Raw genomic sequence first — 14,977 nt, 5'->3', positions numbered from 1 at the left:
TAAAGGAGTGTTTTTCCATGCGTATATTAGTTATTCCCCATAACCATTGGGTTGGTTACCATGTGGTGACGAGGTTGTTGGATGAAGGCTGTCAGGTTGATGGCATCCGGGATACAAGAATTGATACTGGGCTGGAAGATTTTTTTGGTAGGAACAGTCATTTCAAGGAAATAGATCAGATAGCAAATCATTATGATCTTGTTATTATCATTGATGGTTCAGAGATAAAGAATATAAAACAAAGTGCTGAGAAAATACTTTACATTCAAACAGATTCCAGCCTGAAAATTGTATCGGATAATGCAGACAGTTCCGTGATTTCAGCGCCTTATCTTATTGGGGAAGGCATGGAAATAGATGAGGCCGGATTAGTCATGGATGGCACACATATTCCTTATGCAGATAAAGGATGGGAGGATAAAGCCATTTATATTAAAGATTTTTTAAACGTATTTATGCAATGGATACAAATGACTCATTTGCCTAAATTAATTGAAGTAACTTCAGTTAACAATAACTTAACAAACACAAAAGTTGAAAAAAAACAGGTTCTGCTGGAAAATAGAAATATAAAGGAAGCAATAAAAACAATAAAAAAATTTAATAAGCGATTTCTGTAAGAGAATGGGTGTGCTATAGGTGAAATATATCTACTATTCAATAATCCTTCTATTCATATTTTGCACGCTGCCAGCTTGTTCCTATTTTGAGACAGGTGAAATACAAAATGTCGGGTTTATAACGGATGCAGAAATAGATAATAATCCTTGGGCAGAACAAGGATACCAGGCGATGCAGGAGATTGGCGATGAGTACGATGTCGATGTGTTTTATGAAGAGAATATAGAAACAATGCATCAGGTGCAGCAAGCTGTCGACCAATTTGTGAATGATGGTGTTAATTTAATTTACGGCCACAGTAATATTTATGGAGAGTATTTTATGTCGTTGGCAGAAAGTTACCCTGATGTTCATTTTGTGTATGTAAACGGAGGAGAATCGCGGGAAAATGTAACTTCTCTTAACTTTAATGCTCATGCAATGGGATTTTTTGCAGGGATGGTTGCAGGACATATGACGAACAGTAACGAAATAGGCATTATAGCTGCTTATTTCTGGCAGCCGGAGATAGAGGGCTTCTTTGAAGGAGTTAACTACGTAAACAAAGAGGCGGAAACAAAGCTGGAGTATATAAATGATTGGAATAATGTTGATCTTGCTCTGAATAATTATAATGTAATGAAGGATGAAGGAGTAGATATTTTTTACCCGATCGGCGATGCTTTTAGTGAAAGTATTATAAAAGAGGCAGAAAATGATGGCCTTTTTGCAATTGGCTATATGATGGATCAGATGGAGGTTGCTCCTGATGCTGTTTTAACAAGCACCATTCAGCAGATTGGCGATCTGTATAAATCAGCGGCAGATGATTTTAATAAACAAGACCTGGAAGGGAAAATTTACACCTATGATTTCAGAGATGGTTATATTTCTCTCGGGGCGTTCCATTCCTCTGTTCCAAGATATGTGAAAATGCAAGTAGAGGAAGATATTGAAGAATATATTGAATCGGGTCTGTTACCAAACGAATATTAACGGTGAAATTGGATAGTACAGTTCATGAGTAAAGCTAAAATTGTAACTTGCTATCCAATTCATTTTGTCTTAAAATTAGTACCAAGTCATAATGTTTGATAGTAATGTAATATAGAAGGGGAGCGCGGTTAAATGAGTATCGGTATTTTAGGGGCCGGCCATTATTTACCTACAAATGTAGTTACAAATCATGATTTAGAGAAAATCGTTGATACCAATGATGAATGGATTAGAACCAGAACAGGAATTCTTGAAAGAAGGTTAGCTACAGACGATATTGATACTTCTGATATGGCGTATCATGCATCTGTAGAAGCTTTAAAAGAAGCTGATGTTAAAGCAGAGGATATTGATTTAATTTTGGTGGCGACAGTAACACCAGATACAGCTTTTCCGTCAATTGCCTGTCTGATTCAAGATAGATTAGGTGCTGTAAATGCCGCTGCAATGGATATAGGTGCAGCCTGTGCAGGATTTATGTATGGAGTTATTACAGCAAATCAATTTATTGCTGCTGGCACGTATAAAAAAGTACTCGTTGTCGGAGCTGAAAAGCTATCCAAAATTACAGACTGGACAGACCGCTCTACATGTGTTTTATTTGGTGATGGTGCTGGAGCTGCAGTAATTGGTGAAGTATCTGAAGGGAAAGGTATACTTTCTTTTGAACTTGGTGCAAATGGTGCCGGTGGCAAAGAACTATACTTAAATAAGGAAGAACATATAATAATGAATGGAAGAGAAGTTTTTAAATTTGCAGTGAGACAGATGCCTGAGTCTACGATAAATGTTGTTGAAAAAATAGGACTGTCCCGCGAAGATGTTGACTATCTTGTTCCACATCAGGCAAATATTCGAATCATGGAGGCAGCAAGAGAGCGGTTAGGAATTTCTGAGGATAAAATGGCGAAATCCATTGAACGTTTTGGAAACAATTCTTCTGCTTCAATCCCTATGGCTTTATCTGAAGCAGTAAAAGAGGGTAAAATAAAAGATAATGATCTAATAGTATTAGTAGGATTTGGAGGAGGCTTGACCTGGGGAGCGGTTGCGATGCGCTGGGGCAGGTAAGTCTCATCTAGTAAAAAGAGGATGTTCAAAAAGTCAAATAAAAATGACACATCGAATTTCTGCGTTGACGTCATTTTTACGTTACTCACGTATTTAAAAGCATACGCTCCGTTCGTAAAAATGACGTCGCCTTGAACTTCTCGGTCCTTTTTATCTTACTTTTTGAACACGTACTAAAAAGGAGGATATAAATCGTGGGAAAAAGAGTCGTAATAACTGGACTAGGGGCAGTAACTCCCGTCGGTAATGATGTTTCTACGATGTGGGAAAGCATCATTCACGGAAAGTCGGGTATTGATTTTGTAACAAAGGTGGATAAAGAACTATTTACAGCTAAAGCGGCGGCAGAAGTGAAAGGTTTTGACCCGGCTGCGTATATGGAGAAGAAAGACGCACGTAAGATGGACCCATTTACACAATACGCTGTAGCGGCTGCGAAAATGGCAGTGGAAGATGCAAAATTAGAAATTACCGATGAAAATGCAGATCGTATCGGTGTATGGATTGGATCTGGTATTGGCGGAATGAAGACGTGGGAAGATCAGCATTCAAAGTTTTTGGATAAGGGAGCTAAACGTGTCAGTCCATTCTTCGTGCCAATGATGATTCCTGATATGGCTGCAGGACAAGTTTCCATTCAATTAGGTGCCAAAGGAATTAATGCTTGTACAGTAACTGCCTGCTCTTCTGGTGCGAACTCCATAGGAGATGCATTCAAAGTAATTCAGCGCGGAGATGCGGATGCAATGATTACCGGTGGTACAGAAGCGCCAATCAGCGACATGGCATTTGCAGGATTTACTTCAGCGAAAGCGTTAAGCACAACAGAAGATCCAAAGAAAGCAAGCCGTCCATTTGATAAAGAAAGAAATGGTTTTGTTATGGGTGAAGGATCAGGTATTCTTATTTTAGAATCACTGGAATCTGCCAAAGAACGCGGAGCCAAGATTTATGCAGAAATTGTAGGTTATGGAGCAACAGGGGATGCGTTTCATATAACAGCACCGGCAGAAAATGGAGAAGGTGCAGCCCGTGCAATGCAGCATGCTATTGATGATGCAGAGCTGAATTCTGATGATATTGATTATGTGAATGCACATGGCACAAGCACGAATTTGAATGATAAATATGAGACGGAGGCGATTAAAACGGTCTTTGGTGAAAAAGCCTCCAGCTTAGCAATTTCTTCAACCAAATCAATGACTGGCCATTTATTGGGAGCTGCAGGAGCAATTGAAGCGATTATTTCCATTAAAGCAATCGTTGATGGAATTGTTCCTCCAACAATCAATTATGAACATCCAGATCCGGAGTGCGACTTGGACTATGTACCAAATGAAGCCCGGCATCAGGAAGTTAATGCGGTTGTAAGTAACTCATTAGGCTTTGGCGGACATAATGTAGCACTTGTGTTTAAAAAATATGAAGCATAATGATAAAAAGCTTATCTCTTTTTTAGAGATAGGCTTTTTTAAAGAGTAAGAAAGTATATAAAATACTGGAGATAGCCGCTGCAACGGATTTCTTGGGGTGAGTAATTTTAGATCTTAGGCCCAGAAATACACTGCGCTTTCCATGGACCCCGAGCTCATCTCCTAGGTAAGAACACCAATCTTTTAAAGACCAATTGATTTTCTTGGATTTTATAAAACTTCGTATTTTTTGGTGGACAAGCACATAGAATGACAGTAAATGGACAAGCAAGTGAGGCGAAACCATGGGGTCTTTCTTTTTATTTTTAGTCGGATTTGGAATGACAGTTACAGGAAGTGTTACTATCATAGCATATTTTAATTTTCTCCCCGCCGGATTAACCTGGGCAGACTACTTTATTTTTATAGCAGGAAGGCTGGAGTGTTATTTTTTTCCTTTAGGATTGCTGCTTTTATTGATTTCACTCCGTCATTTTAACATAGAAAAATAAGGGATTTCGCATAAAAATATGGGAGATGGTCATAATGTATTTTAACCTTCATGTTCAAAAGGAAGTAATAGAGGACATTCAAAAAGTCAAACAAAAATGACACGGCGAATTTCTTCGTTGACATGTTTTTTCAATACTCACGTATTTGAAAACATATGGGAACTTCTATTAAAATCGTCCACGTCCTGGGACTGCGATTACTCGTCCCGCCGAAAACATTTGTGGACAACACAGAAGTCACCACATCCTGTGGAAGCCCGTTTGTAAAAAACATGCCGCCTTGAACTTCTTGGTCCTTTTTATCGAACTTTTTGAATACGTACTAATAGATATTACAGCGTATCTTAAAGGTTGAACATACTCCTCTTTTGAACTAAGAGATATTAAATGGAAGATAAGGTGGGGTTAGGAAATGTTATATTTACATGATGCTTGGGTAAATTGGTTTGAAGGGGAAGAGAACGGGTATAATGTATGCCCCTTCCATGAATGGCGGAAGTCTGATTCAATTGAATTGTTAGATCAAGTTCCGCTGCTGTACATATCGAGTGAGCTTTTCGAATACATTGAAAACGATATTCGTGAACTCCCGAAAGATTTACTCGATAGTATTTACAAAAGAGCGACAATACGAAAAGGTCAAAAAAGAACGGTACTGGAATACGCTGCTGTAGTAACAGATGGTATGGAAATACTAGCTTTTGATACGGCGGGATATTATATTCCTGTAAGAAAAAGCAGATTAATTCCAAGGCAGGAACAATTAGTGTATAGCATGATTGAAAAAGCAGAACAAAAATCATACGCATTTAAAAGTGAGAATTATCAAAAGGATTATCATATGTTATCCATGCCGCCATCCTTTATTCATGGACTGACAAGGAGAGAGCGCCAGCTTAAGCAGCTGTTAATGATTGGATTAGATCAATTAAAGACAACGAATAATAAGCAAGAGCTGAGATACTGGCTTACGGAATGGGACCCCAAAAAATATCCTTATATCAAATATATGGATGAAGAGGAAGTTTGGGAGGCACTATATAATGGCTTGAAGGATGGCTGGAGCCAAGCACATGAAGAGCTTTGCAGAAAACTAATCCGGGGGCAGGCTTTCTTGGAAAAGATGTGGGAGTCTGAAATGGAATCTGAAGAAAATACCTCTAAACAAAATTGAAAAAAATCCAAGGAAATGGGCAATCTCTGTTTCCTTGGATTTTTCATTAGTTCGGATTTAAGCTCTATATGCTGTTTTTTTATTTTCTAACTCTGCCAAGCCCTACAGCCTTTTTGGCTTTTTTTAATGTCTTTCCAGCAGTAAATGAAGCTTTTTCAGCCCCTTTATCAAGAATAAGGTCAAGCTCTTCAGAATCAATTAAATCTTCGTATCTGTCTTGAATTGGCTTTAAAACACTGATAACAGCGTCTGCTACACCTTGTTTAAAGTCTCCATAGCCTTTACCTGCATATTTTTGCTCGAGGCTCTCGATGGACTCTCCTGTACATACGGAATAGATCGTTAATAAATTGGAGACACCTGGTTTATTTTCTTTATCAAATTTTACGATACCCTCTGAATCTGTAACAGCACTTTTAATTTTCTTCTCGATTTGTTTTGGTTCATCAAGCATAGAAATAAAGCCTTTCTGATTTGTATCAGATTTGCTCATTTTTTTAGTGGGTTCCTGTAAAGACATAATACGGGCACCGACTTTAGGGATGCGAATTTCTGGAATAGTGAAGATATCGTTAAAGCGATGATTAAAGCGCTGCGCTAAATTACGAGTCAACTCTAAGTGCTGCTTTTGATCATCTCCTACAGGAACGACATTGGTGTTATATAGTAAGATATCAGCAGCCATCAGTGTAGGATAAGTCAATAAAGCAGAAGAAACTGCTTCCTGTCCTTTTGACTTATCTTTGTATTGTGTCATTCTTTCCAGCTCACCGACATAGTTAATGGATTGTAAAATCCAAGCCAGCTGTGTATGCTCTGAAACCTCTGATTGGACAAAAAGTGTTACTTTATTTGAATCAATACCCGAAGCCAAGTAAAGCGCAGCTAATGATTTAATGTTCTTTCTTAAAGCTAATCTGTCCTGTGGAACAGTTATTGCATGCTCATCAACAATACAGAAATAACAATCATATTCGTCCTGTAATTCGACAAATTGTTGAAGTGCACCTAAATAATTTCCTAGTGTCAATGTACCACTAGGTTGAATTCCTGAAAAAATAGTTTGCAATGTCCTCACCTCATTCATTTATTTAAAAGCAGAAAAGATATTTGTTATCCATGCTTCAGCTGACTGGAGCATTTTTCAAAGAAGCAGTTTCCTTTACTTGATATAAGCCGGGATTGGTTTAAGTATTTCCCAGGCAATAAAAAAAGCCCACTCATTCCCAAAAATAGGGACGAATGAACCGCGTTGCCACCCTGATTATTCTATAAATAGAATCACTTCATTGTTAAAACAAAGCTCCAAAGCCCAATTCCATCTAACCTTGATACTTGTTTCCAGCACCACAAGCTCTCTAAAAATCAGCGGGAAAGATGTACTATAAGAGGATGTTCAAAAAATCCAATAAAGATGACACGGGGAATTTCTATGTTGATTAACTTTTTCCAATGGGACTGGGACTGCGATTACTCGTCCCATCGAAAACATTTGCGATTACTCGCCCCACCAAAAGCGTTACTCACGTATTATAAAGCATACGCTCCGTTCGTAAAAAGTTAGTCGCCTTGAACTTCTTGATCCTATTTATCGGACTTTTTAAACACACACTATAACTTCTTCAATGCTTCTAATATTAAATTAAGTTTATTATAAATTTATTTTTGACAAATTGCAAGCAGCCTATGCAAGTATTTGGAAAATGACAAAATGTTAGGTCCTATTTTAAAATAAAACTTTTTTCCACTTTTTTCGAGTTTTCCTTTTAAAAAATACTATCATTCCTTTATACTAATAATAAAATACATATGTAGGAGATTGATTGGATGAGGAAATGGAAGAGCTTGTTAGTAAGTTTTGCTGTTGCTGGTGCGGCATTTACTGGGCTGGGACAAGCAAATGTAGTTCATGCAGAGGATGGTGTGGATGTTGAAGCAAAATCGCATAAAGAGCGAACGACCGGCTTAACAGAAATTGATCTGTCTCAACGGTTTAGCCGCTTCGTCATTACATCTGATTATAACTTTACATATCCAGATGCAGTACGGGGAATCTATGTAACTGGAAATTCTGCTGGTGGGGAAAAGATGGAAAGTTTAATAGATTTGGTATCCTCTACAGATTTAAATTCAATGGTAATTGATGTGAAAGAGGATTACGGACATATCACTTTTGCTCCTGAAGAAGGGTCAGTATATGAAGATATAGGAACAACATTTATTTCTGATCCTGATGCAATGATGGAACGGTTGGAGCAGGAAGAGATCTATCCAATTGCGCGTATCGTTGTTTTTAAAGATAATATTTTAGCTGAAGCCCGTCCTGATCTATCCTATAAAGAAAACGGAGAAGTATGGAAGAATAATAAAGGGGACGCTTTTGTCAATCCATTTGAAAAAGAAGTCTGGGAGTATAATGTAGAGATTGCTAAAATGGCAGCAGAAATGGGCTTTAAAGAAATTCAATTTGACTATGTCCGTTTCCCAGAAGGTTTTGAAGAAAGGGATGAAGAATTGGAATATTCCATGGGGGATTATGCAGATTTAGATATGGATAATATTCAAAAGCGTGTTGAAGCAGTGACTGATTTTGTTGCTTACGCCCGTGAAGAACTAAGCGATTACGATGTTGATGTATCTGTTGATATTTTTGGATACGCAGCAACGATTGAGGAAACACCGGGAATTGGTCAAAACTTCTCGAAAATCTCAGAGAATGTGGATATTATTTCATCTATGATTTATCCAAGCCATTGGGGTTCTTATTTTGGAATTTCTAATCCGGATGAAGAACCATATGCCCTTGTCGATGAATACTCCAAAGTTGAAAACGAAGTATTGGGTGCTTTAGAAGAGCCGCCAGTATCACGCCCTTGGCTGCAGGATTTCAGTGCTCCCTGGCTATACAGCGGACCGACATTCCAGTACGGAAAAGAGGAAGTAGAAGCGCAAATTAAAGCATTGTATGAGAATGGTATTGATGAGTATTTATTATGGAATGCAGGTAATAATTATACAGAGAATGTAGACTATTTAATTGGTAAAGAAGAGTAATAAAAGAGCCGCAGATCCTTATTCTGTGGCTCTTTTATTACTCTGAATCATTAATCTTATTGTACTGCCCGCAGTTATTCCCTTTTGTTATTTTTACCTGGAAGTCTTTGTTCCACCCTTCTGCCCCGGTATCATTTCACAATTAAAATGATATCGGTTATAATAAAACGACAATAATCGAAAAGGAGCAACCTGAATGAATTGGTATGAAAAGCTGAACGATTATTTTCCAGTAGAAGAAATGAAATCTAAGAAGCATATGGAGTTATTGCTGGAAGAAAAGGGTGATGTTTATTTTAAAGATGAAAGCCCAAAGCATGTATTGATGTATGCAGAATTTGATACGTTTATTTTTATCGATTACCTCTGGGTGTCATCGAACACGCGTGGACAAGGTATCGGTCATCAATTGATGAATAAACTCAAGGAAAAAAATAAGGCAATTATTTTGGAAGTGGAGCCAATTGATTATGATGATACAGATACGGAAAAAAGATTAAAATTTTATTCCCGGGAAGGTTTTCATCATGCAAGATCTATCGGCTATAACCGCAGGTCATTGGCAACAAATGAAGAAACACCAATGGAGATTTTATATTGGTCACCGCAGGATGATTCAGAAGAAGTGATTTATGGTCAAATGAAAAAAATGTATGAAGATATTCATACATATAAAGACAAAGAAATTTACGGGAAAAAATATCAGCCTTCTGAAGAGGTATTGCGTTACAATGAGGATGAAAAATCAGATAATCTTTTAGCTGGTATGCAAAAACGGAAAAAATCTAATTAAACGTAAATGAAAAGTGTATATTTTAAAAAGAATATCATTCCTGGAGAGATGATGTCTTTTATTTTAATTAAAAAAGCTGTAGAAAAATCTGTTCTACAGCTTTTTTAGTATTTATGGTTTTGTCGGGCTTTCCAAAGATGGTCCAGAGTGATTAAGACGATCGGCCAGAGCGAGTGGGGCTTTGGTGCTTGAAGTTCCTTCCAGATAGCTATCCTTAAAATTATAAGCGCTGGAACCATGTTCAGCAAAATCCAGTCCGGCTTTTTCTTCTTCAGCAGAAACACGAATAGGAGAGACTTTGTTTAGCAGATAAGTAAAACCGCCAACTGTTATAGATACCCAAATAATTACTGCTAATATCCCGATTGCTTGGATTCCTAACTGGTTAAATCCATTTCCGTAAAATAAACCTGTATCGACAGAGAAAAATCCGATAGCTAGTGTACCCCAAATTCCGCAGGCACCATGGACTGCGATAGCTCCGACCGGATCATCGACGCGTAGTCTGGTATCAATAAAGCGAATGGCTTCCACGAGTAAAATACCAGAGACGAGACCCACGATAATAGATCCGCCTAGTGAAATTTCTGCTGCTCCAGCAGTAATACCTACGAGTCCACCTAAAACACCATTCATTGATAAAGATGCATCTACCTTTTTAAAACGTAATTTTGTGTAGAAAGAAGAAGATACTAATGCAGCAGAAGTAGATAATAAAGTTGTTGCAATAACACTGGGAACAAGAGATGGATCAGCTGCCAATGTGCTGCCTCCGTTGAACCCAAACCATCCTAACCATAGAATAAATACTCCGAGTGCCCCTAAAGGTAAGTTGTGTCCCGGAATAACATTTACTTTTTTACCGTTGTACTTTCCGATTCTTGGACCAAGAATTAATACAACCATTAATGCTGCGATTGCTCCAGTTAAATGAACTACTGTAGAACCGGCGAAATCACTGAATCCTAGAGTGGTTAACCAGCCGTCTCCTTGCCAAATCCAGTGTCCGACTATCGGGTAGATAAATAGAGTTACTGCAACAACGATAAGTGCATAGCTGCCTAACTTAATTCGTTCAGCAACTGCACCAGACATAATCGTTGCTGAGGTTGCAACAAACATAGCCTGGAATACGAAGAAGCCGATATCATTCACACCAGTTAAGAAGAAACCATCTGTTCCAATAATTGAGCCTGCTGAGGAACCAAACATAATTCCATATCCGGCTGCAAAAAAGAGAATAGAAGCAATACAAATAGTTAAAAAGTTCTTCATTAAAATATTCAATGTATTTTTAGAACGGGTAAAACCTGATTCAACCATCGCAAAGCCAGCATGCATAAAGAAAACTAAAAAGGCTCCCAGCATTACCCACACAAGATTAATGGATAGCTCTAATGATTCTACAGTTGGTGCAGCTGCATATACTGGCGTGGTAAATAAAAATAATAAGATTGCTGATATAAATGTTTTCCTGAACATAGGGATTCCTCCTGAAATTTAATAAATTGCTTTTGTCCCGCTTTCTCCAGTGCGAATTCGAATTACCTGCTCAATTGGATGTATGAAAATTTTTCCGTCGCCAATTTGATTTGTTTTGCAAGCATCGATAATGTGGCCGACAATATCATCTACTCTTTCTTCAGAAACAACTAATTCCACCTTCAGCTTAGAGAGTAAGGTGACCTCGAATTCTGTAGAACGGTATACACCAACCTTTCCTTTTTGCTTGCCTGTTCCTGCTACCTCTGTAACCGTCAGGCCGTCAAACCCGATAGATGCTAATCTTTCCCGTAAATCTTGAAATTTCTCTGGGCGTATAATTGCTTCTACTTTTTTCAATGAATATCCCCCTTTTAAAAATATATGTCAAGAAACATAACATCAAAAGTTATGTTAATTATCATAATGTCCTTTTATTAAAAAAGCAAGTGTTTTTTTGAGATGATTTCTATAAAGCGTTTTCAATTGAGAAATGTTAAAATAAGGATAAGTATTGGTATGAAGGGAGATTGGGCAGGCTAACTTTATTGGATGAGCTATTCAGATGAAATTTATTTATAAATATGGGTTTATTATCAATTGGATAAGGGAATCTTAAAAATGTGAGAAGCGGTAGGATAAATAAAATAAATCATTTTATCGCACCCCCTACCTTTTATTAGATATTTGGTGTATAATAAGTACATATAGATTAGACTTATTATTATTTAATAAAGTCAGGTAGGATTGCCGAAAATATAAAATAGATTGAGGAGTGAAGTTTTATGGTAACACTTTATACCTCACCAAGCTGTACTTCATGTAGAAAAGCAAAAGCATGGCTGGAAGAGCATAATATTCCTTTTACAGAACGTAATATCTTTTCTGAGCCTTTATCTCTTGATGAAATTAAAGAGATATTGCGTATGACTGAGGATGGAACAGATGAGATTATTTCAACAAGGTCGAAGGTTTTTCAAAAGTTGAATGTAAATATTGATCAGCTGCCTATGAAAGATTTATTTAATTTAATTCAAGAAAATCCCGGCTTATTACGCCGTCCTATTATTTTAGATGAAAAAAGGCTGCAGGTTGGTTATAACGAAGATGAAATTCGTCGTTTCTTACCAAGGACAGTTAGAACATTCCAATTGCGTGAAGCACAACGAATGGTTAATTAATAATAAAAAAATAAATAAATAAGTAAAGGCGCAGATTTTTTTCTGTGCCTTTACTTATGATTGTAGACTGGAAGAGAGAGTTTTTTTAGGGAGCCTCTCTTTTAGACGCCTGCACCTGAAATGCAAATATCCCGAAGGCTGTAATAGGACAAGCTTTCCGACACAACAATTCTTTTTAGCAGAAAACAAAAAACTTTTTTCTAATGAAAAAGCCCTGATAAATGACAAAACACCTGAAATACGTTAGAATAACTAACTAAATAAAAAGTGTAAACACAATGATATTTAGCAGGAAATAATCAGGGAACATCAACTGTTTTTTCAGAAAATTAATGATAACTAGGCATATTCATTTCTTGTGGATTGCATTTTTGCATACAATATGATAAAAGGAATTCATGATTAGGATTATATTGGTTTGGGTACATCTATTATATAAATATTGATTACATGCTGTCGGCTCAGGCATTGTGTAAGATGAACATGCAGGAGATGATTCTATCTTAATGACAAGGGGGAGCTTACTGTGGAGATAGAAAGAATTAATGAAAACACCATCAAATTTTATATTTCTTATGTTGATATAGAAGAACTCGGTTTTGAAAAAGAAGAAATTTGGTACAATCGTGAAAGAAGCGAGCAATTATTTTGGCAGATGATGGATGAAGTAAATTATCGTGAAGATTTTAATCCTGACGGGCCGCTTTGGATACAAGTTCAAGCTATGGAAAAAGGACTTGAAATTATTGTTACAAAAGCAAAAGTCTCTAAAAACGGCGAACATCTAGAGCTGGAAACAGAGGATGGAAATATTGATTTACCAGTAGACGATCAGCTTGAAAATATTTTAGATGAGAAGTTTGGGGATAGCAAAAAGGAAGACGAAGATGAAGACGAGAAGACGGATGATTTGATGGAAGAAAATTTATGGATTATTGTAGAATTTGAAGAATTTGAGAATATGATTCAGCTTAGTCACCAGCTGCAGAATGTAAGTGATTTTGGAGAAGAAACTTTATATTCCTACAATGACAAATACTATTTATATATCGAATTTTCCTATGATGTATTAGATGAGCATCGTCAGGAAGATGTCATCAGTCAAGTACTCGAATTTGCAACAGATTCATCAATTTCTGTTCATTTGCTTGAAGAGTATGGAAAGAGAATTATGGAAAGTGATGCGTTTGAACAGATTCGTCAGTATTTTCCTAAAGACGTATAATATGAGGCCTACAAGAAATCATATGAAACGATTTGTTGTAGGTTTTTTTTATGGAATCTTTTTTATTAACATCTTCCAGCATACATATTGAAGAGAAAAACACGCTACTACACAGACTATGCTGCAGCAAAAATAAATTCTTTTCTATTTTAGCAGGAAAAGAAGGGATGCTGTCGAAATACATAGTACTGGAGGTGGTAAAATTTGCAACGGGCTATGAACAAAAAAGAAGAATCTATTCTGCTGTTTCAGCATTCACAGAAGGAAATTGAAGAATGGAAACAAGAAAAAGATTTATTTTATTGCCCCGCATGTAAGGAGAGAGTGATTATCAGGTCTGGTGAAAGAGTAGCAGCTCATTTTGCCCATTTGCCACATACAGAATGTCTGCTTTCGGGAGGCGGGGAAGGTCCTTATCATGAAAAAGGGAAGCTGCAATTATTTAATTGGTTAAACCGGTTTAATATGCAGGTAGAATTAGAAGTATATTTCCCGGAAATTTGCCAAAGAGCTGATATTTTTCTCAACGTTTGCGGGAAGAAAATAGCTGTAGAATTTCAATGCTCTAAAATATCGCAGGAAGTAATTTTAAGCCGGATGCAAGGCTATAAATCATTAGGCATTGAGTCAATTTGGATTCTTGGAGCGAAATATTTAAAACAAAAAGGAGCGTATACGTTTCGGACTAATCAATTTTTAGATACATTTATCCGTTTTTCACCTCAAAAGAAATATCCTCAATTATTCTTTTATGATCCCTTTATATCAGAAATAGCCGTTCTTCATCATTTATATCCGCTTCAAACCTCAAAGCTTTTTGCAAAGCAGCTGGTATACCCTCTTCACAAGCTTCATTTTAAACATCTTTTTCAAAAAGCAAAAATGCCTGGCAGTTTTGCTGCAGTTTGGGCGAAAGAGCTGTATCGCCAGCGTACAAAAGTGGAAGGTTTCTATGGAGAAACATTTAAACTGCGCAGGTGGTTGTATGAGAAGGGCTATATCTTTCAGCATTTACCGAGTATTTGTTTTTTGCCTGTTCCGTATCAGGCTTCAACTGCTGTCCCATACTATAAATGGCAAACAGAACTATATGTTTGCTGTATAGCGGATTTAAAAGCAGGTGATAGGATTGATATAGCTGTGCTGAAAAACGTACTTTACTCATTTTACAGCAAAGAAAACTCAGATTTTTCAGATGCGCTCGGGGTTTACCTTAGTCAGCTGCAACAATCAGGTTATATTGAAATACAATCCTCCACGATTCTTCGAACAAACCAGGAAATCATTTACTATTCCTCTCAAGAACAAGCCTTTTTGGGAGATCAATCCTTTTTTAAACAGTTTTTCACGGAAAAAAAAGCAAAATACGAGCATGATTACCACTTATTTCGTTATACTAAATAAGAAGAATAAAAACAGTATAACTTTTTAAATTAGCATCCTGAGACGAGTCAAATACTGAAAATACTGTTCATTT

At 37.0% G+C, this 14,977-nt stretch carries 14 protein-coding genes; 11 read left to right on the top strand and 3 right to left on the bottom strand.

All coding sequences use genetic code 11. The features are described from left to right. The first annotated feature begins 17 nt into the window (after positions 1 to 17). The 6 genes from MKY30_RS22395 to MKY30_RS22370 all read left to right on the top strand — a co-directional run bounded on the left by MKY30_RS22395 (position 18) and on the right by MKY30_RS22370 (position 5,765). Positions 18 to 620, top strand: coding sequence for a hypothetical protein (locus tag MKY30_RS22395; RefSeq protein ID WP_147210971.1), 603 nt, complete (start codon positions 18 to 20; stop codon positions 618 to 620). A 19-nt stretch (positions 621 to 639) separates the two neighbouring features. Continuing rightward, a complete protein-coding gene (locus tag MKY30_RS22390; RefSeq protein WP_147210972.1) occupies positions 640 to 1,596 on the top strand; it encodes a BMP family ABC transporter substrate-binding protein in 957 nt (318 codons plus the stop codon). 132 nt (positions 1,597 to 1,728) lie between these two features. Next, positions 1,729 to 2,667, top strand: coding sequence for a beta-ketoacyl-ACP synthase III (locus MKY30_RS22385; protein ID WP_147210973.1), 939 nt, complete (start codon positions 1,729 to 1,731; stop codon positions 2,665 to 2,667). Between the two features lie 191 nt (positions 2,668 to 2,858). Next, complete coding sequence (gene fabF / locus MKY30_RS22380) at positions 2,859 to 4,100, top strand: beta-ketoacyl-ACP synthase II (RefSeq protein ID WP_147210974.1); 1,242 nt, start codon at positions 2,859 to 2,861, stop codon at positions 4,098 to 4,100. Between the two features lie 284 nt (positions 4,101 to 4,384). Beyond that, positions 4,385 to 4,591 carry a hypothetical protein gene (locus tag MKY30_RS22375; RefSeq protein ID WP_147210975.1) on the top strand — a complete coding sequence of 69 codons (207 nt, stop codon included), beginning with the start codon at positions 4,385 to 4,387 and terminating at the stop codon, positions 4,589 to 4,591. Between the two features lie 412 nt (positions 4,592 to 5,003). Beyond that, positions 5,004 to 5,765 carry a DUF3603 family protein gene (locus MKY30_RS22370; protein ID WP_147210976.1) on the top strand — a complete coding sequence of 254 codons (762 nt, stop codon included), beginning with the start codon at positions 5,004 to 5,006 and terminating at the stop codon, positions 5,763 to 5,765. 79 nt (positions 5,766 to 5,844) lie between these two features. On the opposite strand, the gene trpS is transcribed toward MKY30_RS22370, so the two are convergent. Next, positions 5,845 to 6,834, bottom strand: a complete 990-nt coding sequence (trpS, locus tag MKY30_RS22365; RefSeq protein WP_339282476.1) for a tryptophan--tRNA ligase — start codon at positions 6,832 to 6,834, stop codon at positions 5,845 to 5,847. Positions 6,835 to 7,592: 758 nt separating this feature from the next. Between trpS and MKY30_RS22360 the strand changes: the two genes are divergently transcribed. Further along, complete coding sequence (locus MKY30_RS22360) at positions 7,593 to 8,819, top strand: putative glycoside hydrolase (protein WP_156985969.1); 1,227 nt, start codon at positions 7,593 to 7,595, stop codon at positions 8,817 to 8,819. 196 nt (positions 8,820 to 9,015) lie between these two features. Next, entirely contained in the window at positions 9,016 to 9,612 is a 597-nt protein-coding gene (locus MKY30_RS22355; protein ID WP_147210978.1) for a GNAT family N-acetyltransferase, read from the top strand. Positions 9,613 to 9,723: 111 nt separating this feature from the next. On the opposite strand, the gene MKY30_RS22350 is transcribed toward MKY30_RS22355, so the two are convergent. Further along, positions 9,724 to 11,094, bottom strand: a complete 1,371-nt coding sequence (locus tag MKY30_RS22350; RefSeq protein ID WP_147210979.1) for an ammonium transporter — start codon at positions 11,092 to 11,094, stop codon at positions 9,724 to 9,726. A gap of 18 nt (positions 11,095 to 11,112) precedes the next feature. After that, on the bottom strand, positions 11,113 to 11,454 hold the full coding sequence (locus MKY30_RS22345; RefSeq protein WP_147210980.1) for a P-II family nitrogen regulator: 342 nt from the start codon (positions 11,452 to 11,454) through the stop codon (positions 11,113 to 11,115). A gap of 425 nt (positions 11,455 to 11,879) precedes the next feature. Between MKY30_RS22345 and spxA the strand changes: the two genes are divergently transcribed. The 3 genes from spxA (at position 11,880) to MKY30_RS22330 (ending at position 14,904) form a co-directional block, all read left to right on the top strand. After that, the gene (gene spxA, locus MKY30_RS22340; protein ID WP_077600932.1) at positions 11,880 to 12,275 is read left to right on the top strand and encodes a transcriptional regulator SpxA; all 396 of its coding nucleotides are present in this window, start codon (positions 11,880 to 11,882) and stop codon (positions 12,273 to 12,275) included. Positions 12,276 to 12,801: 526 nt separating this feature from the next. Then, a complete protein-coding gene (gene mecA / locus MKY30_RS22335) occupies positions 12,802 to 13,500 on the top strand; it encodes an adaptor protein MecA (protein WP_147210981.1) in 699 nt (232 codons plus the stop codon). Positions 13,501 to 13,704: 204 nt separating this feature from the next. Continuing rightward, entirely contained in the window at positions 13,705 to 14,904 is a 1,200-nt protein-coding gene (locus tag MKY30_RS22330) for a competence protein CoiA family protein (RefSeq protein ID WP_341085425.1), read from the top strand. Positions 14,905 to 14,977 lie beyond the last annotated feature (73 nt).

It is taken from the genome of Oceanobacillus sp. FSL W8-0428, from assembly GCF_038004405.1.
GTDB lineage: Bacteria > Bacillota > Bacilli > Bacillales > Amphibacillaceae > Oceanobacillus > Oceanobacillus sojae.
Note: the sequence above shows the minus strand (reverse complement) of the source record. Positions and strands in the feature narration are given on the sequence as shown.